19 protein-coding genes are annotated in these 26,390 nt (G+C 41.8%); 12 read left to right on the top strand and 7 right to left on the bottom strand.

All coding sequences use genetic code 11. The features are described from left to right. Nucleotides 1–33 precede the first annotated feature (33 nt). Nucleotides 34–1,506 carry a glycine--tRNA ligase gene (locus AAFH98_RS14550; protein ID WP_342523561.1) on the top strand — a complete coding sequence of 491 codons (1,473 nt, stop codon included), beginning with the start codon at nucleotides 34–36 and terminating at the stop codon, nucleotides 1,504–1,506. A 119-nt stretch (nucleotides 1,507–1,625) separates the two neighbouring features. Here the strand turns inward: AAFH98_RS14550 and AAFH98_RS14545 are convergent, their stop codons facing one another. Further along, nucleotides 1,626–2,192 carry a superoxide dismutase family protein gene (locus AAFH98_RS14545; protein ID WP_342523560.1) on the bottom strand — a complete coding sequence of 189 codons (567 nt, stop codon included), beginning with the start codon at nucleotides 2,190–2,192 and terminating at the stop codon, nucleotides 1,626–1,628. 81 nt (nucleotides 2,193–2,273) lie between these two features. Further along, nucleotides 2,274–3,029 (bottom strand): alpha/beta hydrolase family protein, encoded by a 756-nt coding sequence (locus AAFH98_RS14540; protein ID WP_342523558.1) that lies wholly within the window; start codon nucleotides 3,027–3,029, stop codon nucleotides 2,274–2,276. A 69-nt stretch (nucleotides 3,030–3,098) separates the two neighbouring features. On the opposite strand from AAFH98_RS14540, the gene AAFH98_RS14535 reads away from it, so the two are divergent. Then, the gene (locus tag AAFH98_RS14535) at nucleotides 3,099–3,527 is read left to right on the top strand and encodes a VOC family protein (RefSeq protein ID WP_342523557.1); all 429 of its coding nucleotides are present in this window, start codon (nucleotides 3,099–3,101) and stop codon (nucleotides 3,525–3,527) included. Between the two features lie 50 nt (nucleotides 3,528–3,577). Here AAFH98_RS14535 and AAFH98_RS14530 read toward each other — a convergent pair whose 3' ends face one another. Next, the gene (locus AAFH98_RS14530) at nucleotides 3,578–5,575 is read right to left on the bottom strand and encodes an ABC-F family ATP-binding cassette domain-containing protein (protein WP_342523556.1); all 1,998 of its coding nucleotides are present in this window, start codon (nucleotides 5,573–5,575) and stop codon (nucleotides 3,578–3,580) included. A gap of 109 nt (nucleotides 5,576–5,684) precedes the next feature. Between AAFH98_RS14530 and AAFH98_RS14525 the strand changes: the two genes are divergently transcribed. The 7 genes from AAFH98_RS14525 to AAFH98_RS14495 all read left to right on the top strand — a co-directional run bounded on the left by AAFH98_RS14525 (nucleotide 5,685) and on the right by AAFH98_RS14495 (nucleotide 15,663). After that, nucleotides 5,685–6,773 (top strand): hemolysin family protein, encoded by a 1,089-nt coding sequence (locus tag AAFH98_RS14525; RefSeq protein ID WP_342523555.1) that lies wholly within the window; start codon nucleotides 5,685–5,687, stop codon nucleotides 6,771–6,773. A 259-nt stretch (nucleotides 6,774–7,032) separates the two neighbouring features. Next, nucleotides 7,033–10,227, top strand: a complete 3,195-nt coding sequence (locus tag AAFH98_RS14520; RefSeq protein ID WP_342523552.1) for a SusC/RagA family TonB-linked outer membrane protein — start codon at nucleotides 7,033–7,035, stop codon at nucleotides 10,225–10,227. A 23-nt stretch (nucleotides 10,228–10,250) separates the two neighbouring features. Beyond that, on the top strand, nucleotides 10,251–11,672 hold the full coding sequence (locus AAFH98_RS14515; protein ID WP_342523550.1) for a SusD/RagB family nutrient-binding outer membrane lipoprotein: 1,422 nt from the start codon (nucleotides 10,251–10,253) through the stop codon (nucleotides 11,670–11,672). Nucleotides 11,673–11,792: 120 nt separating this feature from the next. Beyond that, nucleotides 11,793–12,977, top strand: coding sequence for a C40 family peptidase (locus AAFH98_RS14510; RefSeq protein WP_342523548.1), 1,185 nt, complete (start codon nucleotides 11,793–11,795; stop codon nucleotides 12,975–12,977). 144 nt (nucleotides 12,978–13,121) lie between these two features. Further along, entirely contained in the window at nucleotides 13,122–13,943 is an 822-nt protein-coding gene (locus AAFH98_RS14505) for a serine hydrolase (protein ID WP_342523546.1), read from the top strand. 16 nt (nucleotides 13,944–13,959) lie between these two features. After that, on the top strand, nucleotides 13,960–14,967 hold the full coding sequence (locus AAFH98_RS14500) for an NAD(P)H-dependent amine dehydrogenase family protein (RefSeq protein ID WP_342523544.1): 1,008 nt from the start codon (nucleotides 13,960–13,962) through the stop codon (nucleotides 14,965–14,967). A 15-nt stretch (nucleotides 14,968–14,982) separates the two neighbouring features. After that, nucleotides 14,983–15,663: an N-acetylmuramoyl-L-alanine amidase gene (locus tag AAFH98_RS14495; RefSeq protein ID WP_342523542.1), complete on the top strand. Its 681-nt coding sequence runs from the start codon at nucleotides 14,983–14,985 to the stop codon at nucleotides 15,661–15,663. A 165-nt stretch (nucleotides 15,664–15,828) separates the two neighbouring features. Here AAFH98_RS14495 and AAFH98_RS14490 read toward each other — a convergent pair whose 3' ends face one another. Further along, nucleotides 15,829–17,475 (bottom strand): N-acyl-D-amino-acid deacylase family protein, encoded by a 1,647-nt coding sequence (locus AAFH98_RS14490; protein ID WP_342523541.1) that lies wholly within the window; start codon nucleotides 17,473–17,475, stop codon nucleotides 15,829–15,831. A 107-nt stretch (nucleotides 17,476–17,582) separates the two neighbouring features. Here AAFH98_RS14490 and AAFH98_RS14485 point away from each other — a divergent pair, with 107 nt between their 5' ends. Next, a complete protein-coding gene (locus tag AAFH98_RS14485; protein ID WP_342523539.1) occupies nucleotides 17,583–18,965 on the top strand; it encodes a D-alanyl-D-alanine carboxypeptidase/D-alanyl-D-alanine-endopeptidase in 1,383 nt (460 codons plus the stop codon). Between the two features lie 15 nt (nucleotides 18,966–18,980). On the opposite strand, the gene AAFH98_RS14480 is transcribed toward AAFH98_RS14485, so the two are convergent. The 3 genes from AAFH98_RS14480 to AAFH98_RS14470 form a co-directional block, all read right to left on the bottom strand. Then, nucleotides 18,981–20,327, bottom strand: coding sequence for an aspartate kinase (locus AAFH98_RS14480; protein WP_342523537.1), 1,347 nt, complete (start codon nucleotides 20,325–20,327; stop codon nucleotides 18,981–18,983). Between the two features lie 76 nt (nucleotides 20,328–20,403). Continuing rightward, complete coding sequence (locus AAFH98_RS14475; protein ID WP_342523536.1) at nucleotides 20,404–21,462, bottom strand: S1 family peptidase; 1,059 nt, start codon at nucleotides 21,460–21,462, stop codon at nucleotides 20,404–20,406. A gap of 324 nt (nucleotides 21,463–21,786) precedes the next feature. Beyond that, nucleotides 21,787–23,619 (bottom strand): cation:proton antiporter, encoded by a 1,833-nt coding sequence (locus AAFH98_RS14470; RefSeq protein WP_342523535.1) that lies wholly within the window; start codon nucleotides 23,617–23,619, stop codon nucleotides 21,787–21,789. A gap of 276 nt (nucleotides 23,620–23,895) precedes the next feature. On the opposite strand from AAFH98_RS14470, the gene AAFH98_RS14465 reads away from it, so the two are divergent. Further along, nucleotides 23,896–24,150, top strand: coding sequence for a hypothetical protein (locus AAFH98_RS14465; protein ID WP_342523533.1), 255 nt, complete (start codon nucleotides 23,896–23,898; stop codon nucleotides 24,148–24,150). Between the two features lie 99 nt (nucleotides 24,151–24,249). Next, on the top strand, nucleotides 24,250–26,379 hold the full coding sequence (locus tag AAFH98_RS14460; protein ID WP_342523532.1) for an amino acid permease: 2,130 nt from the start codon (nucleotides 24,250–24,252) through the stop codon (nucleotides 26,377–26,379). Nucleotides 26,380–26,390: the final 11 nt, after the last annotated feature.

Below are 26,390 nucleotides of genomic sequence, written 5' to 3'. Positions count from 1 at the left end.
AATTATTTTACAATTCAAATTTTTAGTACGTACATGTCAGTTACCGAACTCGATAGTTTAGATACGATTGTATCGTTGGCAAAGGCCCGCGCTTTTATTTATCAATCTTCAGAAATTTATGGCGGACTCGGAGCCGTATATGACTATGGCCCGCTTGGCGTTGAGCTCAAGCGAAATATTCGTGATATGTGGTGGAAAGAGATGACCCAGCGTCATGATAATATTGTGGGACTCGATTCGGCCATATTTATGCATCCTAAAGTGTGGGAGGCCAGCGGTCACTTGGATGGATTTAATGATCCTATGATTGATGACAAGCAGTCGAACAAACGCTATCGAGCCGATATGTTGATTGAAAATCATATTGCCAAGTTGCGTAGTGACGGGAAGGCCGAAAAGGCCGATGAGCTCCAAGAATTGCTCGATACAGCCGGTTCACGCCAAGGAGTGTGCGAGGATCTGCATCAAATTATTATGGATGAAGAGATTCGCGCTCCGGAATCGGGAGCCTTTGAATGGACCGAAGTGCGTCAGTTTAACTTGATGTTCAAGACTCAGTTTGGGGCAACCTCTTCGGGCGGTGATGGTGATGATGCGGTTTATCTACGTCCCGAGACAGCCCAGGGAATTTTTGTAAACTTTAAAAATGTAATGGATACGGCTCGTCAGCAGGTGCCGTTTGGTATTGCCCAGGTCGGTAAGGCATTTCGGAACGAGGTGGTAGCCCGACAATTTATATTCCGAATGCGGGAGTTTGAGCAGATGGAGATGCAATACTTTGTAGAGCCAGGCACCGATGCCGAAAGTTACGAGCATTGGCTCAACAAGCGCCTCGACTGGCATAAGAAGTTGGGTATTCGTGAGGGGAAGCTACGCACGCATCCACATCCCGAAGATAAATTGGCGCACTATGCTGAAGCTGCTGCCGATATTGAATACGAATATCCCATTGGCTGGCAAGAGGTTGAGGGTGTTCACAATCGTACTGATTTTGATTTGGGACAGCACAAGGAATATTCGGGTAAAAAGTTGGAGTACTATGATCAACAGAAGCAGGAGAAGTATGTGCCGTATGTTATTGAGACCTCAATAGGGCTTGACCGCACGGTGATGATGGTGCTTTGTGATGCCTACCGCGAGGAAGAGGTAGATGGCGATACACGAACCGTGTTGAAGATGAACCCACAGTTGGCACCGACTAAAGTGGGTATCTTTCCGCTTATCAAAAAAGATAAGTTGCAAGATCTGGCGCATAAGATTACGGATGATTTGCGCGAAGATTACAATGTGCTGTATGATGAGTCCGGATCAATCGGCAAGCGCTATCGTCGCCAGGATGAAGCGGGTACGCCGTTCTGTGTAACGGTTGATTTTGACGGCGTTGAAACCGAAGGCGAAGATACGGTGACCATCCGCTACCGCGATGATATGACGCAGGATCGCGTTCCGGTAAGTCGGCTGAAAGAGGTGATTGATGATAAAATGAAGAGCTGGAAACCTGAGTAGATGGAAGCTATTTTTGTATCATCCTAAACTTAGTTGGGATTCGTAGTTTTAGCTTTATTAAATAAGAAAAGGAGTTCACTTCGAAAGTGAACTCCTTTTTTGTTTGAATCCGTAATGATTTACGCATCAGCATTAGCAACGCCAATCACGCCGCATCCCATGCGTGCTCCAGCAGCACCGGTAGGTTGTGATTGCATGTCATCTTCACCGGCGTGGATTACAATACCACGTCCCAGTATGCTGTCAGCACCATTTAATTCAATAGTAGAATCCACATAATCGATGGTAGCATTGCCGTCGGCATCAGCTTCGAGGTTCCCCATATCACCTACGTGACGACTTTCGGCATCGGGGCCAGCATGCGGATTATCAGCAGGGTTATAATGTCCGCCGGCTGAGGTTCCATCAGCAGCGCGACAGTCGCCATATTGGTGAATATGGAAGCCGTGCTTACCTTCTTCAAGGCCTTCAAATTCACCCTGTACGCGAACCCCGTCATCCACTTTTGTAAAGGTAACATGACCCGTGGCATTGCCACTTTCCGTAGGATGGACAACTGCAACAGCTTCTGTAAAGTCAGTAGTCGGTTCAGTTGAAGTTTCCTCCTGTTCCATCTCCTGCTGGGCACATCCCATGGCAAAAAAGACCAATACTAATGACAGCAAATACTTTTTTAATGATTGCATAAATAATATGATGTTTGGTTTTTGTTCGAGTTTCAATCCTAATTTGTTAACAAGAGCCAATGTATTGGCATTCAATGAAAGTTAAAAGTATCGATCAGCCCAGGCGGCAAGAACTTCAGCCAAGTAAATGCTGTCTTCTTCTTTTGTGAGCAGGTGGTTGGCATCATCGAGGGAGACAAAACTTTTGGGATGTTTGGCCTTTTTATAGATATGAGCGGCATTTTCAATTCCCACTGTATTATCTACCGGAGAATGAAAAATCATCAATGCTCGGTCAAGGCTTTGAATCTTTTCATCCATATGAGTGGCTTCGAGATCATCAATGAACTGCTTTTTGATCGTGAAATCACGTCCTGCCAGCGTAACCGTGGCAATACCTTTTTGCTCAATTTTATCAAGTTGGGCTCCAAAATTCTTCTTTACATGATCGGGATTTGCCGGAGCCCCAATGGTTGCTACTGCTTTGCTGTTTGGGATTTTTTGTGCGGCTTGTAATACGGCAGCACCTCCTAACGAATGACCAATGAGTATCGCCGGCGCGCGATAATGTGATGCCATATGCTCAGCTGCAGCAATGAGATCTTCAATGTTGGATGAAAAATTTGTGTCCGCAAAATCACCCTCACTTTCGCCTAAACCGGTAAAATCAAAGCGAAATATTCCTATACCATGTTTAGTAAGGGTTTTACTGATATTTGAAACTACTTTCAGGTTTTTTGAGCACGTAAAGCAGTGTGCAAAAAGGGCGTAGCTTCGAGGTTCATCAGGTGGTTGATCTACTCGTGCCGAAAGTTGGTCACCAAAAGCGCCTTCAAACGTAATTTTTTCTGATCGCATGAGTCCTCATTGATTTATATTTTGTTAGTCATTCAGATAACAAACAAGATATAAAAGAATTTTCTTACTATGGCTGATCAACCTACTCCGCTTTTTCATTTAGCATTTCCGGTTTCTGATCTAGACGAGACATTAACGTTTTATCGAGATGTTCTTGGCTGTGACACCGGACGCAGCTCAGATAAATGGATTGATTTCGATTTTTGGGGACACCAGGTTGTAGCGCATTTAAGTCCCGAAGAAGCAGGTAAGTCGAGCATGAACGACGTGGATGGACATGCTGTACCGGCCAAGCATTTTGGATTGATCTTGGAATGGGAACAGTGGGAGGAGTTGGCTACTCGATTAGAAAAGAAAGACGTTGATTTTATTATCGAGCCCTATGTACGATTCGAAGGAAAGCCGGGCGAACAGGCCACGATGTTCTTCAAAGACCCCAGCGGTAATGCACTTGAATTCAAGGCCTTCCGGAATAAGGATCAGATTTTTGCTACGTAGTTATGTATTATTGGTTAATGGTTATTAGGACCCCCAATAACTAATAACCATTAACTAAACTCTTCCTCGATTTCGCTCATCTTCATCGCCAATTCTTCCCATTCAGCATATACTTCAACGAGTTTTCCTTTGAGCTTTTCGTATTCCATCGAGATCTCTTTGACCTGCTCTTCATCATCATAAAAATCCGGTTCGGCCATGAGGTCCTCAATCTCATCTTTACGCTCTTCGAGTTTCTCAATTTTTTCCTCCAACGGATCAATTTTCTTTTTTAGCGGTTTGAGCTTGTCATATTTTTTCTGTCGTTTTTGTGCAGCAATTCGCCGCTCTTCCTTGCGTGATAATCCGTTGCTGGAAGAATTCGAACTACTTTCTTGCTGATCTTTTTTGTCATCTTCTTCACGTTCTTCAACCTTATCAAGATAATAGGAGACGTTGCCATGAAAGGTGTTCGTTTCATCGGGACGTACTTCCAGTACCTTATCCACAATAGGATCAAGGAAGTCGCGGTCGTGACTCACAATCATATAGGTACCTTCGTATTGATCAAGTGCTTGCTGAAGAATATCCTTGGATTGCATATCGAGGTGATTGGTAGGCTCATCAAAGATTAGGAAGTTAGCTGGCTGTACGAGCATACGTGCCAGGGCAAGTCGACTTTTTTCTCCGCCGGATAATACCGAGACTTTCTTAAAAACATCATCGCCCTGGAAAAGGAAGCATCCCAAGATGGTGCGAAGTTGCGTTTCGTCGGTCTTTGGGGCAGCTTCCCGCATGATTTCAAAAACCGTTTTATTGAGATCCAGCTCATTGGCCTGGTGCTGGGCAAAGTAGGAGGTCGTCACATTGTGGCCCGGTTCTCGTTCGCCGGCATCAAAATCTTCAAGCCCGGCCAGCATGCGAATCATCGTCGATTTTCCCGCGCCATTGGGACCTACAACTGCAATTTTATCCCCGCGATCGATAGCGTAGGAAAGATCCTCAAAAACAATATTATCGTCGTATTGCTTACGGATATTTTTGAGTCGCATCACAACCGCACCGCTGCGTTCGGGGGGAGGAAACTCAAAGAAAATCTCCTCTTCGCGTTCATCCAGCTCAATTTTATCCATCTTTTCGAGCTGTTTGATCCGGCTCTGCACCTGTGCCGCTTTGCTGGCGTTGTAGCGAAACTTGTCAATAAACTCCTGGATTTCTTTAATCTCCTGCTGCTGATTTTCATAAGCCTTACGTAAATGTTCTTTCCGCTCAGCATGTTTCTCTTCGTAGTAGTCGTAATTGCCGGCGTAATCCAGCAGGTCGCCATATTCCAATGCTAACGTACGGGTCGTGATCTTATTCAGAAAAGCCTTGTCGTGCGATACAATAATGACTGCGCCCTCGTAGCCATTTAAAAATTGTTCAATCCAGCGGAGCGACTCAATATCAAGGTGGTTTGTGGGCTCGTCCAACAGCAGGTACATTGGACGTTGAAGTAGCAGTTTCCCCAGAGCAATACGCATCAGCCAACCACCACTAAACTCAGTTGTGGAGCGCTCAAAATCATCCGGTGTAAAACCAAGTCCCATTAACACTTTCTCAATATTCGATTCCAGTGCGTAGGCCCCAGATTGCTCGATGCGATTTTGAAGTTTGCCCACTTCCTCCATCGCCGATTGATATTCTGATGTCCCTTCTTCGAGCGTTGCCAATTCTTCACGTGCTTTTTGAACCTTATCTTCGAGCTCCTGGATATCCGCAAAAGCACTTTCCATCTCTTCATAGACCGTCAAATTGGGATCGGGATCTACCCCATCTTGCGGCAGGTAACCGACGGTTGCGGCCTTAGACATGGTGATATTTCCGCCATTGGGCTCAATTTCACCGGCAATAATTTTCAGGAGTGTTGATTTGCCAGCGCCATTAGGACCTACGAGTCCAACGCGTTCACCGGGATTAATAATGGTGCTTATTTCGTCGAGCAGGGTTTCATCCCCAAAAGAAAGTGATATATTTTCGAGTTGAAGCAAGGAGATAAGTTCTTTAAAATTGGCACTTAATATAATCAACAAAGTGCTTTGGCTAAATGATAATTTCAGATAATTTTTTTGAAATTTCTTTAGAGAAGCCGGGCCAATAAGGTTTTTTAATCAGCTTTAATACCCCTATTTTTGATCTATGTATTTACTGATTTTTTATTTAGGGCTTGCTATCGGAGTATCCTTTTTGTGTTCGATTTTGGAGGCAGTACTACTGTCGGTGAGTCATTCCTATATTGCTATCATGGAGCGAAAGGGGACAAAAGTTGGAAAGCTACTGCGCCATTATAAGGAGGATGTAGATCGTCCGCTTTCTGCCATTCTGAGTTTAAATACGATTGCCCATACCGTTGGTGCTGCCGGGGTGGGGGCACAGGCTCAGATTGTTTTTGGGGATGCTTATGTAGCTATTACCTCAGCAGTACTTACCTTTTTGATTTTGGTACTTTCGGAGATTATTCCCAAAACGATTGGAGCTACTTATTGGAGGAAATTAGCTCCGACTGCAGCAAAAATACTTCGCGTACTGATGTTCTTGATGTATCCGTTGGTAGTAATGTCACAAGCCATTACACGCTGGCTTTCGCAGGACGAAAAACTTCCCAGCTTTAGCCGTGAGGAATTCGGCGCGCTGGCCGATCGGGGAGTGGAGGAAGGAATTTTTGAAGAAGAGGAGTCGCGAATTTTTAAAAACCTGATTCGTTTTAATTCATTGCGGGTTAAGGATATTATGACGCCGCGCACAGTTGTGGTTGGTTTTGATGAAACGCTCAAAGTCGATGACGTCAGGGATAATATCGAACAACTTCATTTTTCACGCTTACCGGTTTATGGAAATGGTCGTGATGAGGTAACGGGATATGTGCTTAAAAATGATCTATTGCTGATGTTGGCTCGTGGAGAAAAAGATAAGGAGCTGAAAGAAGTAAAACGTGATATTTTGATCGTCCCCGAGATGATGCCACTACAGGATTTCTTTGAGCAGCTTATGAAAAAACAGGAGCATATTGCCATTGTTGTAGACGAGTACGGTGGTTTTGCCGGGGTTGTGACAATGGAAGACTTGGTGGAAACACTGTTGGGAATGGAGATTATTGACGAAGTAGATACCATCGAAGATATGCAGAAAATGGCTCGCAAAAAATGGATGGAGCGCGCCAAGCGGCTGGGTATTGTGCCCGAGGATGTCGAACAAGAAACCCCTTCTGTTGACTCTTCCTCATCTTAATAGATAAACTTTTCTTAGATTGTTATATGAGGAGAATTTCCTTCAAAAAAATCAACGAAAGTATATTTAAACTTTAATTAATTTTTTTTAATTAAAAGCGGTTAATCTATCTTGTTTAAAGGAAGGACAAAATAGATAGTATTCTACTGGTAATTTTGATGTTAATTTTTGTAACCGCTTACATTAAAAATTGATGTTGAAGTTCTTTTTCTGTATCTCAAATCTTATCAATAAAAAAGTTAATTAACACGGAGGTTCTATGAAAAAATTGTTGTTACATACTTTGCCAAAGTATATGCTTTGGTGTCTGGCAGTGTTTTTAATTTTGCCGGGAACCCAAGCATTATCTAACGACATGCAGGACGGATATATTGCTCTTGCTGAAAATGAAGTTACAAATGTTGAGCAGGAGATTTCTGGCGTGGTTACTGATGCTGAAACCGGTGATCCGCTACCTGGAGTAAATGTAAGGGCTACCCAAAACCCTTCAATTGGTACTTCTACAAATCAGGATGGTCGATATTCATTAACGGTCCCCGATGATGTTTCTTCACTAACCTTTACTTTTGTTGGATATCAGCGACAAGAAGTGAGTATTAATGATCGTTCAACTATAGACATCTTGTTAAAACCCGAGGTTGAAGCACTTGAAGATGTTGTAGTAACTGCGTTTGGTGTTGAGCAAGAAGAAAAACAATTGGGATATTCTGTTCAGCAGCTTGATAGTGAAGAGTTAACGCTTGGGAAAAATGAAAATGTAGTAAGTTCTTTGCAGGGTAAAGTTTCTGGGGTGCAAATTACTAATACAGGTGGAGCTCCTGGAAGTAGTTCAAGAATATTAATTCGTGGAATTAGCTCGTTAGATCCCAGTGCCGATAATCAGCCTTTATTTGTCGTTGATGGTGTTCCCATTGATAACTCAACTGTAGAGGCTGGAGATACTCCACGGGGACTCAGTAATCGTGCCGCAGATTTAAATCCCGAGGACATAGAATCTATGAGTGTTCTTAAGGGGGCTGCAGCATCTGCACTGTATGGTGTTAGAGCAGCAAACGGAGCTGTGATAATTACTACTAAAAGTGGTCAATCCGGTGATACTCAAATAAATTTTAAAAACTCTATCGGATTTGATCGTGTCAACAGTTATCCGGAGTTCCAAAAAGTTTATGGCCAAGGATTTGGTGGAGAGGCTACAACGGATAGTTTCTGGCCAAATTGGGGAGCTCCTATTGAAGACGTTGCTGATACTCTTGATGGATGGCGTTATCATGACATCTGGAGAAACTCCATGGAAACCGGTGTGAAAATTGATAACACTATTAGTGTCTCCGGTGGTGGAGATGTTGCTACTTACTATGGGTCAGTTTCTAATGTTTCGCATGATGGGGTAATGCCCTTTAGCAATTGGGGACGCACCTCTGTAAAATTATCTGGTGATATTAATCCTGGAGAAGACCTCCAGATTTCATCTTCTGTTAACGTTATTAACTCGGGAGGTAATAGAGTTCCGGCTGACCGATTTATGGAACGCTTAATGTACTGGGCTCCTACTAAGCCGGTTACTGATTTTGAGAAAGAGAATGGTACAATGAAGGGATATTATGCTAATGGTAATGCAGGAACGAATCCTATTTATGATGCAAAGTATTCAACCTACGAGGATGATGTTAATCGAGTGATTGGTAATTTGAGTATTAACTATAACTTCACTGATTGGATGAGTGCATCATACCGGTTGGGTATGGATTATTATAATGATAGTCGGACAAATATTACGCCTGGTCCACAGGGAATAGAAAATGAAAATGTGCTTAGTAGCACTGGTTTTATTAATGAGTTGAGAATCACCAACCGTGATCTAAACTCAACTTTTAACTTGATGTTTAATGGTGATCTTACAGAAAAGCTTTCTGCTGATTTAACACTCGGAAATGATATTTTTGACCGAGAGGAAACGCAAGTTGAAGCATCAGGAAGCGATTTTGTAACGCCGAACTTTTATAATCTCAGTAACACTCGTGAGATATCGAATGCTCAAAATTTGGAACAGCGTCGTCTTATTGGTGTTTATGGTGATTTAATGCTTAATTACGACGATTACCTGTTTTTAAATATAACAGGACGTAATGATTGGTCATCAACACTACCAGTTGATAATCGATCATTCTTTTATCCATCTGCTAACTTAGGATTTGTTTTTTCTGAGATAGTTGATTTACCAGACTTCATCTCTTACGCGAAGTTACGGACTTCCTATGCACAGGTTGGTAAAGATGCAAGTCCTTACTCAACCAACATCACATTTAACTCTCCTACTCAATATCCTATAAATGGACAGGTGGGATATACAAGAAATCAAATTATTGGTAGTCCAGATTTGAAGCCAGAAATTACAACCTCAATTGAGGTTGGAGCAGATTTACGTTTCTGGGATGGTCGAGCAGGTATTGATGTAACATATTATAAGGCCAACAGTGCTGATCAAATCCTTACTGTACCCATTTCAAATGCTGTAGGAGGTACCAGACTTGTTACAAATGCTGGGGAAATAGAAAATCGAGGTATCGAAATGCAATTGGATTTTACGCCTATAGAACAGCGTAATTTTCAATGGGATGTACTCGTTAATTTCAGTCGAAATAGAAACGAAGTTATTTCTATCCGCGAAGGAATTGACGAAATTAATCTAGGATCTTCTTTTGGATATGGGGGTTCTTCTGCCAGCATTCGATTGGTTGAAGGTGAACCATTTGGTAATATTTATGGAACAAGTTACCAGCGATATTATGAAGATGGTGAACCAGATGATAAACTCTATCTTGATGAAGATCGCTCCGTTGTAATTGGGGATGATGGATTCCCAGTCGTCAATACTGATCAAAAAGTGCTGGGTAATGCTTTTCCCGATTGGATTGGGGGCATCAGAAATAGCTTTGCATATCGTAATGTAAGTCTTTCATTCCTTATCGATATCCAACAGGGACTGGACGTTTACAGCCAATACGATAACTTTTTTGCCGCATTTGGTATTACTAAAAATACACTTGATCGTAACGAAACAAGGGTTTTTGAAGGGGTTACAGAAGATGGGCAACCCAATACCCAAGAAGTTTGGTTGGGACAAGGTGTTGGCCCCGATGGTCGAGATTATGGGGCTGGATTTTACCGAAATACCTATCGGACAGCTACCGAAAACTTTGTGAAAGATGCCTCCTTTATTAAGCTACGCAATATAAATCTTTCATATAGTTTGCCAGATAACCTGATTGAACAGTTACCTTTTAGAAGTGTAACCGCCTCTGCTACTGCAAATAATATTATCCTTTATACTCCATTTGATGGATTTGATCCAGAATCACGCAGTGGGCCCGCAGGAAGTAACGCAACTGGTTTTACCGGACTTGATCATCCTGGAGTAGCAAGCTTTGTATTCTCTCTGAATTTCTCCTTATAAAGAAAGTTTAAAACAGAATAATTATGAAAAACTTAAAACTATTAGCGTTTTGTATGCTCAGCGTCATACTTGTAAGTATGGCCGGTTGTAGTGATTATTTGGATATTAATGAAGATCCAAACAATCCTACAGAAGCTCCCCTTTCTGGATTAATGACGAATACGACTTTTGAAACATCTCAAAATATGTATTCTTTGGGCAGTAATACCTCTTATTATGTCCAGTATTTAGCTTCTCCTAATCCAAGTAGTTCAACGGATATCCAAGACGATGTTGCTTACGACAATACTTGGTTTGGTTTCTATGATGTGATGACAGATTTGGCAGTATTAAGACAGGATGCTGCTGAGCAGGGAGCTACCGATTATCTCGGGGTAGCAAATATTCTGACTGCTTTAAATTTGGCAACTGTTGTAGACGTGTGGGGCAATGTGCCTTATAGCGATGCTTTTTTCGTTGAAACGTTGACGCCAAGTTATGATAATCAAGAAGCACTTTACGATACTGTTCATACTCTTTTGGATAACGGAATTCAAAACTTGGAACAGGGTAATTCAACGATCGAGCTAGGAAATGATGACTTTATCTACGGTGGTAATACCGACCAGTGGATTCGTCTGGCCCACATGCTTAAAGCTCGGTACCTTAATCACCTGAGCAAGCAATCCAGTTATTCGCCTACTGATGTATTGGCAGAGGTTGACCAAGGTCTGACGGACAATGCTGATGATGCTCAGGTTGACTATTTTGAAGATCAATTTAACCCATGGGCTGAGGTTGCCATCGATAACGCCAACTTACTCCTGGGCGGTTGGATATCCGAGCAAATTGTTAAGCATCTGGATGGCACTCTTTACGGTGTGGAAGATCCCCGAATTGAACCATTGATGGGTCCCAATGATGACGGAGATTATGTAGGTACTCGAAACGGGGCGGGAAGAGGTTCTGCACCTGAACAAGGAGCAAGAAGCGTTTTAACTACAGATGATTTTTATGCCTCTGAAACAGCTCCCGTTTTAATTGCTACATACGCCGAACAAAAGTTTATTGAAGCTGAAGCTGCTTTCCGAGCGAATCAACCAGCACGTGCTTACAATGCATATTTAGATGGTATTGAGGCTCATATGGATAAGGTGGGTGTTTCGGAATCAGATAAACAAGATTACATGAGTGATCCTGCAGTAGCAGTAGGGGAAAGTGGGTTAACACTTGACCTAATATTCAAAGAAAAATATACAGCCATGTACCTCCATCCTGAGGCTTGGGTAGATGCTCGTCGGTATGATTATCAATATGATGATATGGAACTACCTGCTAATCATAATCCTGATTTGAATGGAGAGTTTATTCGACGATTAGCATATCCTGATTCAGAAACACAACGTAATTCTGAAAATGTTCCTGATATTTCCCTATCTGATCACATTTGGTGGGATGTTGATTAATTACAACACCCCAAAATGATGAGTAGTATCATTAAATTTATTTTTTAAAAAAAGGCACAGAAATTTTCTTTCTGTGCCTTTTACATATCATTATAACATATGGTTAAAGAGTAAAGTTATATGAAGGTTAGAGTTCTATCATTGTCACTTATTGTCTTGTTTTTTGTTTCACTGGTGGCTTGTGGTCCATCCCAAAAACAGGATATTCAACAGAAAATTACCAATACCTCTCAACACTTTGCTCCCGACAGCAGGGTGGCGTTATTCGATGTGAAAGCGATATCAAATAATGGAGAATGGCTTCTGAAAGGCGAAACAAATCTTCCCGAAGCCAAAGAGGCATTACTGGATTCGCTTTCAGCAATGGATGTTTCTAATGTAGACAGCATAAAGGTATTGCCGGCAGAAGAGCTTGAAGGCAAAACCTTTGGCATTGTAAATAATTCAGTAGCAAACTTGCGATCTCGTCCGTCACATCCCGCGCAGTTGGTTACCCAAGCTACGTTGGGCATGCCTGTAAAAGTGCTTAAAAAAGAGGGCAGCTGGTATATGATTCAGACCCCGGATGATTATCTTTCGTGGGTTGATTATGGCGGTGTTGAACCAATGGATAGCAAGAAATATGCGGATTGGAAAGAAGCTGACAAGATTATTTTTCTTGAAACCAACGGCTATGCGTATGAAAAGCCCTCTTCAGAATCTACAAAAGTTTCGGATTTAGTGAGCGGTAGTATTCTCAAAACTACAGGTACCTCCGGGAATTATTATGAGGTTAGCTATCCTGACGGTCGGACTGGTTTTGTGAGCCAATCTGAGGCACGTTCATTTGATGATTGGAAAGCGTCGGTTGAAGCCTCTGAAAATGAGTTAGTTGAACAGGCAAAGTCGCTTAAGGGATCACCGTATCTGTGGGGAGGAACATCATCCAAAGGTATGGATTGCAGTGGATTTACGAAAACGATCTATTTTATGAATGGTTGGATTATCCCCCGTGATGCTTCTCAGCAAATTCATGCGGGCGAATTGGTCGATACTTCCGATGGATTCGATAATTTACGTCCCGGTGATTTGTTGTTTTTTGGTCAAGAAGCAACCGAAGACCGCGACCGGCGCGTTGTGCACGTAGGCATGTGGATTGGCAATGACCAGTTTATTCATTCGGCCGGACGTGTAAAAATAAGTAGTGTTGATCCTGAATCGGAATATTATGATGAATATAATCTCAACCGTTATCTCGAAACGCGTCGATATCTCCAGCACAAAGAGGGCAATATTCTCGATGTGGAAGATATGTACGAGATTTAATTAAATGCCAAATTATAAAGTACCTTCGATAATGTTTTCCGAAGGTATTTTTTCAATTTTATATATATGAAACTGCTCAAGAACTTATCAAAGTTAAGCCTGTTATTGCTTTTGGTAACGGCTTGTTCTTCAAATCCGAATACTATGGCTGATTTGGAAAGTGAAATCCGACAGGATTTATCTACACTCGAGGGCCAGTTTGCGGTAGGGTTTAAAATGATTGAAAGTGATCAGCAACTGTTTATCAACGACCGCGAAATGTTTCATGCGGCAAGTACCATGAAAACACCCGTGATGATTGAGCTTTTCAAACAGGCAGAAGCTGGTAAGTTTTCGCTGGATGATTCTATTGAAGTTAAAAATGAGTTTCGGAGCATTGTCGATAGTAGTCGTTATCAAATGGATATCGATGAGGATAGCGAAGGGGAACTATACGAGCTGGTTGGCCAACAGCGTCCCATTCGAACGCTCATCAACGATATGATTACCATGAGCAGTAACCTGGCTACAAATATCCTGATTGAAAAAGTGGGTGCTGAAAATGTAACTCAAACGATGCGTAGTTATGGGGCCGATAGTATTAAGGTGTTGCGTGGTGTAGAAGATATTAAAGCATATGAGCGGGGGTTAAGCAACCGAACTACGGCTTTTGATGAAGTTGTTATCTATGAAAAATTGGCTCGAGGAGAAGCCGTAAGTAAAGAAGTATCAGAAGAAATGATTGGCATTTTAAAGCAACAGAAATTTAATGAAATGATTCCCGCACGGCTACCCGATGATGTTGAGGTAGCCCATAAAACGGGTTGGATTACTGGTGTGAACCACGATGTGGGGATTGTTGAGCTTCCAGAAGGCCAGCGTTACGTGTTGGTACTTTTATCCAAAGAAGCGGAAGATCGTGAACAGGTATTGAATACGTTTGCCGATATCTCCCGATTGATTTATGATTTTGTTAAAAATAAATAACTCAAATAATATTTAGATGATTAAGGTAGTACAACTGGGATTAGGTCCTATTGGTCAGCGATTAACGCGGTATTTATCGGAACGGGAAGGTATACAAATAGTGGGGGGCATCGATCCAGACCCACAAAAGACGGGGAAAGATCTTGGTAAATGGGCGGATATACAGGAAATGAATATTACGGTTTCGCCCAATTTGGATTCCTGTCTATCTGTCGATGATGCTGATGTGGCCGTCATTTCTACTGTATCGTCGCTCAAAAAATTGGAAGCACAGGTCAAAGAAGTTGCCGACTGTGGGTTAGATATCGTATCGACTTGCGAGGAGCTTTCGCACCCATGGCAAACACAACCGGAGCTGGCCCGACGTATTGACGACTATTGCAAACAGCAAGGAGTTAGCTGTGTTGGTACGGGCGTCAATCCCGGATTTTTGATGGATTTTCTGCCTTCGGTGTTAACATCAGTCTGCAGGAAAGTTGAGCATATTAAAGTAAAGCGGATGCAAGATGCACGTCCGCGTAGAAAACCATTTCGGGATAAGATTGGTGCTGGGCTAACGGAAGAGGAGTTTAATGAAAAGCGGGACACGATACGCCACGTTGGATTGCCGGAATCGGTGTATATGATTGCAGATGCTATGAATTGGGAGCTGACGGATATGAGTGAAACGCTGGAACCAATACAGGCTGACAAGTCTATCCAAACGGAAAGCGGAACGGTAAAACGAGGGGATGTCGCAGGCGTACGACAGGTTGCACGAGGTTATCAGGATGACCAAGAAGTTATTACACTAATTTTTGAGGCAGCAGTTGGAATTGAACATTCGCATGACAGTATTTATATAACCGGAGATCCTGCTTTTACTTCGACGGTTGAGGGTGGAGTTAATGGAGATATTGCCACTTCGGCCATTATTGTAAATACGACTCAAGCGATAAGCCGGGCAACACCTGGACTTAAAACCATGCTGGATATTACCGCGCCAGCCTACTTTAGCAAACAGGAAGCTCCAGTTTTGGATTAAGAAGAAGATAATGTGATGAAAAAGGTATTATTCGGTTTTTTGGTGTTGGCTTTGTTGGGATCTTGTAAAAGTAGATCAGGGCTGACGATACAGGATACTCCCATCAAGTTTGATTCCACCCGGACGGTTTTGTCGCTGGAATACTTGGAAACCCGCTATGGGATGATGCAGGAGGAACCAACTATCACGCCCCGAATGGTTGTCGTTCACTGGACGGCTTCTACCTCTTTTAACGATACATTTAATTATTTTTATGACTCTCGGCTGGATGCCTCCCGAAAAAACATTGACGATGCCAGTAATCTTAACGTATCTGCTCATTACTTAGTAAAGCGAGATGGAGAAGTGCATCAGCTGTTACCTGATACGTTGTTTGCACGTCACGTTATTGGGTTAAATCACAGCGCCATTGGTATCGAAAATGTAGGGACGGATACCGCTCGGCTTACCGAAGCACAACTTGAAGCAAATACAGAATTAATTCAAAAGCTCTATGAAAAACATGACATTGAGTATCTGATAGGCCATTTTGAATACCAGCTTTTTGAAGATCACTCCCTGTGGAAAGAAGTTGACGATGAGTATCGTACTAAAAAAAGTGATCCGAGTAATGAATTTATGCTTAGGCTGCGGAAGAATCTGAGCGAATTGGATTTTAAGGGGCCACCCAATCAATGGTACTTAAAAAATGAGTAGGCAGAAGCCTTTGATCTATCCCACCGCTAAACTTACGATTGGATGGACCAACAAAGCTCTAACATAACCACCGGATGGCAAAGCCAGCCATATGATGGATTGGCAAGGGTATCCGGTAAGATTGGAGGTCCGGCTGATCAAATGGCTAGACCTGTCTTCCAATTATTACTCTTGGTAACCCGGCCCACGAACCACACGTCCCGGCATTGCTCCGGTATGGTTGCCATCTCTTAACACCTGTTGGCCGTTCACAAAAACATGCTCAACCCCCGTGGCATATTGATGTGGGTCGGTAAAGGTTGCATTGTCAGTAATGTTTTCGGGATCAAAGATAACCACATCTGCAAAATGTCCTTCTTTTAGATAGCCTCGATTTTCAATTTTTAAATTGGTTGCAGGCAGGCCAGTTAATCTATAGATGGCCTCTTGCAATGGAATGACCTGTTGGTCCCGAACGTACTTGCCCAGCAAGCGAGCAAAAGTGCCATAGGTGCGAGGATGTGTGCTGGATTTTAGCACTTCACCCTCAGCAGCCACTGATCGGGCGTCGGAGCCAAAACTCATATAGGGTTGTTTAATTTTACGCTTTACGTTTTTCTCTGACATCACAAAAAAGACCGAGCCGATATCTCCACCGTTTTCGATGAGGAGATCTAAAATAGTTGGAATGGGATCGGTTCCGCGCTGTTCGCTTACTTTGGTCAATGTTTGACCGTTATATTTTTTAAGGGAATCCACATCAAATTCGAGTAGCAAAATATTATCTGGCGATCCGGCCAGCTGATAAAAATTTTCCCAGTCGGTTTCCGAACTTGCCATTTCCTTTTCAATCTTTTGTCGTATTTCGGGATCTTTCAGCCGTTCGATAAAATCAGCGGTAGAACCTTCTTGTGCCCAGGGTGGAGTGGTGGCATCAATACCGGTGGATGCGGCCGTATAAGTATACATGTTGGTTGAGATATTGTGACCAAGTGATCGCAGGGAATCTATTTTGTAAAAAACCGTGTCCAGCTTCGGCCAATTTTGTTTGCCAGCGGCTTTGAGGTGATAAATCTGCGCATCGATATCTGCTTCGGTAGCAATTTCAAAAAATTCATTCGTGGCTTCCAGTAGATTGTCGCCTTCACTGCGGATGTGCGAAACATAGGTGCCATTGTATTCGGCGGCAGCTTTGGAAAGAGCGATGAGCTCATCCGTATCTGCAAACCAAGCCGGGGCGTATATGAGTGAAGAACCGACGCCGAGTGCTCCTTCTTCCATTGCCTGACGTACTAATTGTTGCATCTGAGCCAGCTCATCATCGGAGGCGGTGCGATCCTCTCGTCCGATTATATTTACGCGCAGGGTCGTTGCACCGACAAACGAAGCGACGTTGGGGCTCACGCCTTGGTCGGTCAGATGCTCTAAAAATTCGCCGAGTGTTTGCCATGGTTCGTCGTCGCGCATATCCTCATTCAACGGACCCATAGATGAGCCTTCTCCAAAAATTTCGAGTGTTACGCCTTGTTTAATGTCACTCATCGATCGACCGTCGCTGAGCAAGCTGTAATTGGCCCAGCTAAGCATGTTGATAAATCCTGGTGCTACAGCTTTTCCTTCGGCATCGATAACGGTAGCAGCCGAGGCCGAATTCAGATCTCCGATTGTAGCAATAGTATCACTTCTAATACCAATATCAGTGGTTACCGGATCGTCACCGGTACCGTCATAGACTGTACCGTTTTTGATAATTACATCGTAGTCTGATGAACAACTCAATGTCATCAAAAGGGCAATTATCAGGGCACAAGAATAAAATAGTTTTACACGCATCTGGTTTCGTTTTGATTAAAAATTTGTTAGCTATGTTATCAGATTTTGATCGGTTTCTACTAAGAAATCAAGAATGAATTGTTAATCTAACAAATGGGGACGGTGCAATGAAATTAACGGTTGTTAAATCTTTTATAATACTGGTTTTTGCTGCTATGTTGGCGGGGGGATGTAAATCCTCGGAATCGGTGTCGGAAACCAATGAATCAGAAAAGGATACGCCGGCAACTACGTTGGCAAAAATGATTGAGACTTCAGATGTTTTTTCTGCTAATTTAACAGGTTTTGCACTCTACAATCCGGAGACGGAAGAGATCATTCACAGTCAAAATGCGAATCGTTATTTTACACCGGCTTCAAATACTAAGCTGTTTACATTTTATACAGGATTAAAACTGCTGCCGGATTCCCTTAAGGCGCTCGAATACGAAGTACGCGGTGACTCTCTTATTTTTTGGGGGACAGGCGACCCCTCGTTTTTGCATCCAGATTTTGGTAATGATAAGGTCTATAAATTTTTAAAAGATCGTGATGAAGATCTCTACTTCTCAGATTCTAATTTTGATGACGAGCTGTTGGGGCCGGGGTGGTCGTGGAGCGATTACCAGCATTATTATCAGCCGGAGAAAGTGCCATTTCCTATCTTTGGAAATATAGCCCGTTTCACTATTCAGGAGATTGAGCTTCGGAAAATTGCCGAGACTGACAGTGGCTTGGCTGTTTCTCCCGAGTATTTCCAGTCGTATGTGGATGAAACCGGGGGGCGTGAAGAGTTTTTATACCGCGGCATGACCGATAATACATTTTTATATAAGCAAGAGGCTGATACCAGTACATATACTATCGACAAGCCATTTCATTACAGCCCCGAAATGCTTACCGATATGTTATCGGATACCCTTGGTAAAAAAGTGGAGTATGTAGATGTTAAGCGCCCGCAATCCCCCAAAGAAATATACAGCATAAAGTCAGACACGGCATACAAACGGATGTTGCAGCCAAGTGATAATTTTATTGCTGAACAGCTGTTGCTGTTGACTGCCTCGGAACTGGGAAAACCGTTGAATACTCGCACGGTGATCGAGAAGATGAAAAAGGAATATCTGGATATGTTGCCGCAGGAACCACAGTGGGTAGACGGTTCGGGATTATCTCGATATAATATGTTTACACCCGAATTAATGATTCGCCTACTGGGAGCTATTGACGATGAGTTTGAAGACGACGAGAAGTTGTTCCATCTGTTACCAGCAGGTGGGAAGCGTGGAACAATTAGTAGTTGGTATGGTCCGCGGGATGATGGAGAAGAGCCATACGTGTTTGCAAAGACGGGTACGCTTAGTAATAATCATTCGCTGAGTGGTTATGTGTTAACCAAGAGTGGGAAAAAGCTCTATTTTAGCTTTATGAATAACCACTATGTGACGTCTTCATCGGTTGTTAAGAAGGAGATGGAAACCGTGCTCTGGTATATTCGTAATAATTTCTAATGAGGATGGCTGTTTTTACGAAAATAGTTTTTTGTGAATTTTTTTTACTGAGGGCAGGGTATCTTTGGTATCAACTACGATATTGAGGTTTCCCTTGGACTTACTGTATGAAATCATATTTAGGGGGATATCGTTAATCTCACGAAGAATGTCCCCAATGAGTTTGCGGTCACTATTTTGACACCCTACCAGGCTTATAATTCCCTGCTCAGGTCGTTGTGTTACTATACCATGTGCTTGTAATTGTGTGATGGCTTTATCAATTTGATCGCCATTTTCTATCGCGATAGAAACCGATGCTTCTGTTGTGGTAACTACATCAACCGGGAGTTGATGCCAGCGCAACACATCAAAGACATCCGCTAAAAATTCGTATCCCATCACGGTTTGCGAAGAAGTGACTGTAATAATAGTACCGTGCTCTTTGTAGGTAATAGCTTTGACAAGCTGATTATTTGTAGATTCGCTTGATATGCATGTTCCCGGAGCTTTTGGGTCAAAAATATTTTTCACATGGATGGGAATCCCCTGTTTGGAAGCAGGTTTAGTCGTGGATGGGTGCAAGACCTTGGCGCCAAAATATGCCAACTCTGTGGCCTCTTGAAAACTTAGCTGGGGTATCGGTTGTGCATTTTCTACAAAACGCGGATCACAAGTGTATACCCCGCTAACGTCCGTCCATATTTCAATGGCATCAGCATTTAAGGCAGCACCTATGAGGCTGGCCGAATAATCCGATCCCTCAAAACCCAAAGTCGTGATGTTCTCGTTGGCATCCATTCCATAGTAGCCTCCCATAACCGGAATGTTTCCGGTGGATATTTTTTGTTGAAGTGTAGTTATTTTGTTGAAAATAAAGTCAACGTTCGGGGAAGCTTTTCCAAAGTTGGAATCAGTACGTATAATTTTAGTTGCATCCAGCCAGGTAGTAAATAATCCCGCTGCGTATCCACACTCCGTAAAGAGATAAGAAGATAGTCGTTCTCCAATCGAGGCGATAACATCCTTGAGCTGTTCTGTCAGTTCCTGCTGGTTGTGGATCGTGGTAAGATGCTGTTTTAATTCCTTTATATGAATGTCAATCCAGCTGTAACAGGCTTCAAGGGTTTGGGAAGAATCATCATATTCAGTTAAAAAGTCTTCGACAATATTATTGTGGCGGGTAGCAATATCATGGGCAATGTCATTTGCTTCTTGGGGATTATCAATAGCTTTATGGGCTGCTTTTACTAATGCTCGGGTCGTACGGGCGGTGGCTGAGACAACAACAAAAGGAGCATCGTAGGTTTTGATGATTTCAATAACTCGTTTCCATGTTTGGGCATCGCCCATGGAGGTGCCGCCAAATTTGAGAACTTTCATCAATGGGGTACGTTATACTTGAGAGATTAATTTTTGCTTGTAAAAATAGAAGTGCAGGGTGAATTTTACTAACGGTTTATTCGCCCATTTCTAAAGCCCGACGGTAGCCCTTTTGTTTCAACATATCTCGGTTCTCTTGTAAAATTTTTTTCACTTGGTTAATGGGAATAGCTTGTGTGATTCCATAATTGATACGTGTTTTTTGCTGGACAAAAACGGAGTCGGTATAAGGACGGGTAATCCGCGAATAGTTTTCTCCTTCGGGATGGGGGACAAGAACTTCTTCTCGTGTAGCGGTTGACGAGCTGGCCATGCCAACCCATTCAAAGCTGTTATAGTTATCATTGGTTGCCAGTACCAATCCTCCGCTAATGCCCGGGTTAAAGGTAGCATCCATCACAAAAAAACGATCGTTCCAGCTTTCTGATGAACTTGCTACTCCTCGGGTTACGATGGGATAACTTTTGGGAAATCCCAAAATATACATGAATGAACCTAAGCGCAGGAAATTACTGTTGCCTGCCGAGATTTCAAGAGGATATAATTCTAAATTTCCTCGTTCAAATTCAACGCTCAAAAGGGCCAGATCTGATCGTTTAGCAGTGGCAAGTACTTTAAAAGGCTTTAGCTCGGTCGAAGTATAGACAAGATGAGATGAGTTTTTCTTGATGCTGATGGATTCTATATATGTCTCGTCAGGGATGTTATTCCCTTCATAGTAGGTGATAATAGTATCTGGGAAGGCGATAGTATGTTCACAGGATATAAGCAGAGAACTCGAGTTGTTGCGGTCGATAATGATTGCGGTTCCACTGGTAGATTCCTCCGTAGATATTTTAGATGTGGCAATGTCTTTTAGGGCATTGGTTTTAATATCAGGGAGCGTAATGGCTCGTCCCTCAAAAGTAAAGCTGTCATAAAATCCGGATGAAGCTATTCGAACCACCGATTGTTGGGCATCTTTTAGCTTGTCATGAATATCTTTGTGGGGGAATGCCGTTGTATAATAGTTGGATTGGGGGCTTTGTTCTTGCTGGGGGGCAGAAAACTCTTGTGTTGACTGTTGTGAGCTACTGCAACTGGCAATAACACCGCCTGCTAAAAGTACTATTACAATATGTTGTAATATTCTCATAATAGTAGAAATAAGTTATATACTTATTGATATAACTTATTTAATTCAGATAAAAGTATGAAAAGAATTAACTTTTTTGGTAAAAATTTTATAAAAAGGCATATGTGTCAATAACTTGGAACGTTGCGGCAAAAAATTATTTGGACTCATATCGGATATGTCAAGCAATGTGCATTGAATGATATTATTTCTGTAGCTTACGCTTATTTTTAAACCATAATGCAGTATAATTGAATTCCAGACCGTATTTTTTGCCCAGGAATGGAATTGAAGTCACCCAAAAATGGGGCGACTCTGATAAGTCTTGTTTCGATTGCCTAATGCCTATGTTGAGTCGTCGGCTATTTCTACTTTTTCCAATTCTTCACGCATTTTTTGATCTATGGAGATGTAAAAGATTTTGTCGCCATCCGCAGGAGAAGGGGTTTGATCCACAGTGAATAGTTGAATCTCGTGATTAGTGGTTATTAAAAATAGCGGGATTATTTCCTCTTCAATGTCATCAATAGATTCATTTTTTTCGTTGAACGCTTTAACTTTAATCTCAGTATTCGATCTTACAAGTTTCGAGATAAGTTCGAAGTTTAGCTTTTTGTGGAATAGAACTCTTCCAATTGAAAGACTGGAGTCTTGTTTGCTTTCAAGATAACCCTGTGTATTGGGAGATATTTGAAATACATGAGATCGGCCAAAAATTTCTCCAAACCGAAGTGCTGCAAGAGAATTTGTTTCATCATTTGGTGTTAATGATATCAGTCGTCCGATACCGTCGAGATTAAGTTCTTCCAATGCAAACTCTGATAGAATATTTCCGTGATAAGTATCTAATCCTTTTGACTTGGCTTTGGCAATGTTTCTCCAGTTAGAGTCTGCTACCAGTACTTTAAGCCCTTCTTTTTTGATAATTTCGGCAACTTTTAGAGCAAAATTATTTGCACCAAGTATAAGCACGCCATTGGGTATAGGTTTGGCTACGCCTAATTTGCGTGCTACCCATGAGGCAGGCAGTCCGTAAATAGTTACGGTTCCAATAATCACTAAAAATACGATAGGTACAAGTTGATCGGCATGGGAAAATCCATTTTGGGCCAGACTGATTGCAAATATTGATGAAATGGAAGCGGCGACGACACCTCTTGGAGCCATCCAGCAGAGAAATAGTTTTTCGCGCCAGTTAATATCCGAAAACATCGTAGAGATGTATACTCCAATAGGTCGTGCTACTAAAATTAGGATAGCCAGAAAGGCAGCGACATTCCAATTTAAATTTTCGATTAGGTTATCCAATTCTACCCGGGCAGCTAAGAGGATGAACAGGGAAGAAAGAAGTAGCACCCGCAAATTTTCTTTAAATTCGGTAATATGATGGATGCGTGCTGTTTTTTGATTAGCAAGGGCAATTCCCATTAATGTTGCAGCCCACAAACCAGATTCATGTTGTAACATATTTGAAACGGTAAAAACAGTTACGACCACCATTAAATTGATGGGATTCTGTAGAAAGTCAGGTAGGAGATGGCGCTTTAACAAAAAATAAATTAATGCAGCACCGGCTAATCCAACCAACGTACCAAATAGAATTGTTTTAACAATGCTCATAAAGGCAACATTGGTTGCAGCTGATAGGCTGGTGCTCAGGATAACTTCGAAAACAAGTACAGCAAGCATTGCTCCGATTGGGTCGATGATAATCCCTTCCCACTTTAGGATCGATCCTACTTGTCCTGAGGGACGTACTTGGCGAAGCAAGGGAATAATTACCGTAGGGCCAGTAACAACAAGAATAGCACCAAGAAGAATAGAGAGTTCCCATCCAAAGGGGAAAAGATAATGGGCGGAAAGGGCGGTAATGATCCATGTTATAATTACTCCAATGCTAACGAGATTGCCTATAACGCCTCCGATGTTTTCCAACTCAGAAAAGCGCAGGCTTAATCCCCCCTCAAACAAAATTATCGCTACTGAAACAGAGATAAATGGAGCCAGTAGCTCTCCCATAAGTTGATCGGGATCAAGTAATCCAAATACCGGTCCGGCTATTATTCCCGAAATAAGAAGAAGTAGTATTGCTGGTAATTTAAATCTCCAGGCAACCCATTGAGCTCCAATTCCAAATATGAGTATGCTTGTTATACCTATGAGTAAATGTCCGCCCATTAAATTCTGTTATGTCGGCTAAAAGAATGAATATTGTTGCTACGAAAGGAGTGAAAATCTATAAATGAATTATGATTAACAAAGATTTTCGGTAGTTTTATAAGGAAGATAAATATTTGTTTAAGCCTAATTTTTTATCGTATTAACTGTTTTATAATTAATTTTTTATAAAGAATTAATTAAGATTCATTATAATGAAGCAAAATATATCGGTAACTTTCTTAACCGATTATATTCAGCAAAACTAAAAAGAGTAACTTTGTTAAGTTTTGTCTTATGGTTCACCAACTGAAAGAAAAATTGATTACGGAGTTTGTTTGGTTACTGGGAATTATTTTTGTTTCAGCTGCATTAGAATATGTGATCATTGAATTGTTTGATCTTCATCCGATATTGAGCGTAAAAATTCAGGCTCTGATAGGTCTAATTATAATTGCATACATTATACGCATGATTACTCGTATGGGAAAGAAAGGGATTATTACATTTGAAGATGAGGAGAAGGGAAAAAGTGAAGAACACTTTGAATAATATTTTTAAGATGTACAGCCCAACTAAATAGCAATTTCTATACAGCTGTTAAGCCATTCTAAACAGCAGTTTTTGTGAGCCTTAAAAATTACCATTGTTTTGCCGATACTGAAAGATTCCAAAAAATTAAAAAAAGAGCTTGGGGCTTTTGATGTCTTTGCTATAGCAACTGGAGCGATGTTTAGTTCTGGTTTGTTTTTGTTACCGGGATTAGCAGCCAGTGAGACGGGGCCTTCCGTGTTTTTGGCTTATTTGGTATCGGGAATATTAGTGATCCCTACTATGTTAAGTAAGGCTGAACTTGGAACTGCATTTCCCCGAGCTGGAGGCACATATTATATTATTGACCGTACACTTGGTCCCTTGATGGGTAGTATTGGGGGATTTGGGTCTTGGTTGTCGTTGGTATTTAAAAGTGCCTTTGCGCTGATCGGGATGGGAGCATATATTTCAATATTTTTTGATGTACCAATAACGCCCGTAGCTATTATTCTGACCATTGCTTTTGGAGCTCTTAATATTTTTGGTGCTAAAGAAACCAGCCGTCTTCAGAATACCCTTGTTATCATCTTGTTATCGATATTAGCTTTTTATTTGGTACAGGGATTTTCCTACTTGTTTTCATTAGACATATTGGATATTCACCGCCAACAGTTCACACCATTTTTTAAGAATGGACCACAAGGATTTTTTGCAACGGTTGGGATGGTGTTTGTGTCTTACGCGGGACTTACAAAAGTAGTGAGCGTAGCTGAGGAGGTTGAGGATCCAGACCGAAATATTCCCCGTGGAATGTTTTTATCCATATTGACAGCTATCGTAATATATGTTATTGGTGTTTATCTAATGACAGCAGTTTTAGAGCCAGAAGCATTTGCCCAGGATTTAACTCCTGTAGCTACGGCGGGTGCGGTTTTTCTGAACTGGCTACCCGGTGATATCGGTCTCATATTAATCGTTATTGCTGCTATTGCAGCTTTTGCATCAACGGGGAATGCAGGTATCATGTCGGCATCACGTTTTCCTTTGGCCATGGCACGAGATCGGTTGCTGCATGTAAAGTTTTCAAAACTCGGGCGGTTTGATACCCCGGTAATATCTATTGTTGTTACTACCGGAGCAATGATCTTTTTGCTGCTTGTTTTTAACGTTAAGGAAGTGGCAAAATTGGCCAGTGCGTTTAAGCTGCTGTTGTTTGGCTTGTTGAATTTATCAGTTATCGTAATGCGGGAAAGTCATATTAAAGAGTACGACCCCGGATATAAATCTCCATTTTATCCGTGGGTTCAGATGCTTGGTATGCTCGCTTCTGGGTTATTGATCCTGGAAATGGGTATTCTTTCAATACTTTTTACTGTTGCTATTATCATTCTTTCAGTGGCGTGGTATTACTATTATGCATATGGAAAAATTGATCGGCAGGGGGCCATCTTTCATGTGCATGAACGACTGGGGCAGTATAAAGATCATGGATTAGAATATGAGATGAGGCATATTTTGAAAGAGAAGGGATTGCGGGATGAAGATCCCTATGAGCTGGTTGTAAGTAAGGCTGCTATTTTTGATGTTGAAGATCCTGAAATAACATATGATGATATCGTTCATAAGGCGTGTCAAAATTTGGCAACCAAAGTTAATGCCGATCAGGATGAATTAATCAAATCATTCAAAAAGACAGATTATTTTAGAACAATCCCCATTGGTGAGGGGGCGGCGCTCAATCATACGCGGTTACATATTGATACCGAGCCCGAGCTGTTTATTGTTCGAATCAAAGATGGTTTTAAAATAGACAATCCCAGGTTTACTGATACAAGTGACGAAGCGGATAAAATTGGTGAGCTGTATGCGATCTTTTTCTTGGTAAGTTCCGAAAAGCGCGCTACGCAACATCTGCGATTTTTGGCACATATTGCTGAAATGATTGACCAGAAGGGGTTCTTTGATCGGTGGATAAAAGCAGAAGACGAGGCTGAAATACGAGAAATATTACTCAGAAATGAGCGTTTTATTGATTTACATATAAGTGCTGACGACAATACAGCTAAATTTATAGGAAAGAAGATTCATGAAATTGAATTACCGGATGAAAGTCTTGTTGCAATTTTAAAGCGAGGAGAAAATATTAATATTCCGCATGGAAATACGGTTATTCAGGAGGGGGATGATCTGTCAATTATTGGCCAAGTTAAAGACATTGAAAAGATAAAAGAATTGAAACAAGATTAACTTGGTACAGC

This window comes from Fodinibius sp. Rm-B-1B1-1 (assembly GCF_038594945.1).
GTDB lineage: Bacteria > Bacteroidota > Rhodothermia > Balneolales > Balneolaceae > Fodinibius > Fodinibius alkaliphilus.
Note: the sequence above shows the minus strand (reverse complement) of the source record. Positions and strands in the feature narration are given on the sequence as shown.

Excerpts from the sequence above, each read along its gene's own strand:
- AAFH98_RS14550 (WP_342523561.1), top strand. The coding sequence starts at position 34 with ATGTCAGTTACCGAACTCGATAGTTTAGATACGATTGTATCGTTGGCA.
- AAFH98_RS14545 (WP_342523560.1), bottom strand. The coding sequence starts at position 2,192 with ATGCAATCATTAAAAAAGTATTTGCTGTCATTAGTATTGGTCTTTTTT.
- AAFH98_RS14540 (WP_342523558.1), bottom strand. The coding sequence starts at position 3,029 with ATGCGATCAGAAAAAATTACGTTTGAAGGCGCTTTTGGTGACCAACTT.
- AAFH98_RS14535 (WP_342523557.1), top strand. The coding sequence starts at position 3,099 with ATGGCTGATCAACCTACTCCGCTTTTTCATTTAGCATTTCCGGTTTCT.
- AAFH98_RS14525 (WP_342523555.1), top strand. The coding sequence starts at position 5,685 with ATGTATTTACTGATTTTTTATTTAGGGCTTGCTATCGGAGTATCCTTT.
- AAFH98_RS14520 (WP_342523552.1), top strand. The coding sequence starts at position 7,033 with ATGAAAAAATTGTTGTTACATACTTTGCCAAAGTATATGCTTTGGTGT.
- AAFH98_RS14515 (WP_342523550.1), top strand. The coding sequence starts at position 10,251 with ATGAAAAACTTAAAACTATTAGCGTTTTGTATGCTCAGCGTCATACTT.
- AAFH98_RS14510 (WP_342523548.1), top strand. The coding sequence starts at position 11,793 with ATGAAGGTTAGAGTTCTATCATTGTCACTTATTGTCTTGTTTTTTGTT.
- AAFH98_RS14505 (WP_342523546.1), top strand. The coding sequence starts at position 13,122 with ATGGCTGATTTGGAAAGTGAAATCCGACAGGATTTATCTACACTCGAG.
- AAFH98_RS14500 (WP_342523544.1), top strand. The coding sequence starts at position 13,960 with ATGATTAAGGTAGTACAACTGGGATTAGGTCCTATTGGTCAGCGATTA.
- AAFH98_RS14495 (WP_342523542.1), top strand. The coding sequence starts at position 14,983 with ATGAAAAAGGTATTATTCGGTTTTTTGGTGTTGGCTTTGTTGGGATCT.
- AAFH98_RS14490 (WP_342523541.1), bottom strand. The coding sequence starts at position 17,475 with ATGCGTGTAAAACTATTTTATTCTTGTGCCCTGATAATTGCCCTTTTG.
- AAFH98_RS14485 (WP_342523539.1), top strand. The coding sequence starts at position 17,583 with ATGAAATTAACGGTTGTTAAATCTTTTATAATACTGGTTTTTGCTGCT.
- AAFH98_RS14480 (WP_342523537.1), bottom strand. The coding sequence starts at position 20,327 with ATGAAAGTTCTCAAATTTGGCGGCACCTCCATGGGCGATGCCCAAACA.
- AAFH98_RS14475 (WP_342523536.1), bottom strand. The coding sequence starts at position 21,462 with ATGAGAATATTACAACATATTGTAATAGTACTTTTAGCAGGCGGTGTT.
- AAFH98_RS14470 (WP_342523535.1), bottom strand. The coding sequence starts at position 23,619 with ATGGGCGGACATTTACTCATAGGTATAACAAGCATACTCATATTTGGA.
- AAFH98_RS14465 (WP_342523533.1), top strand. The coding sequence starts at position 23,896 with ATGGTTCACCAACTGAAAGAAAAATTGATTACGGAGTTTGTTTGGTTA.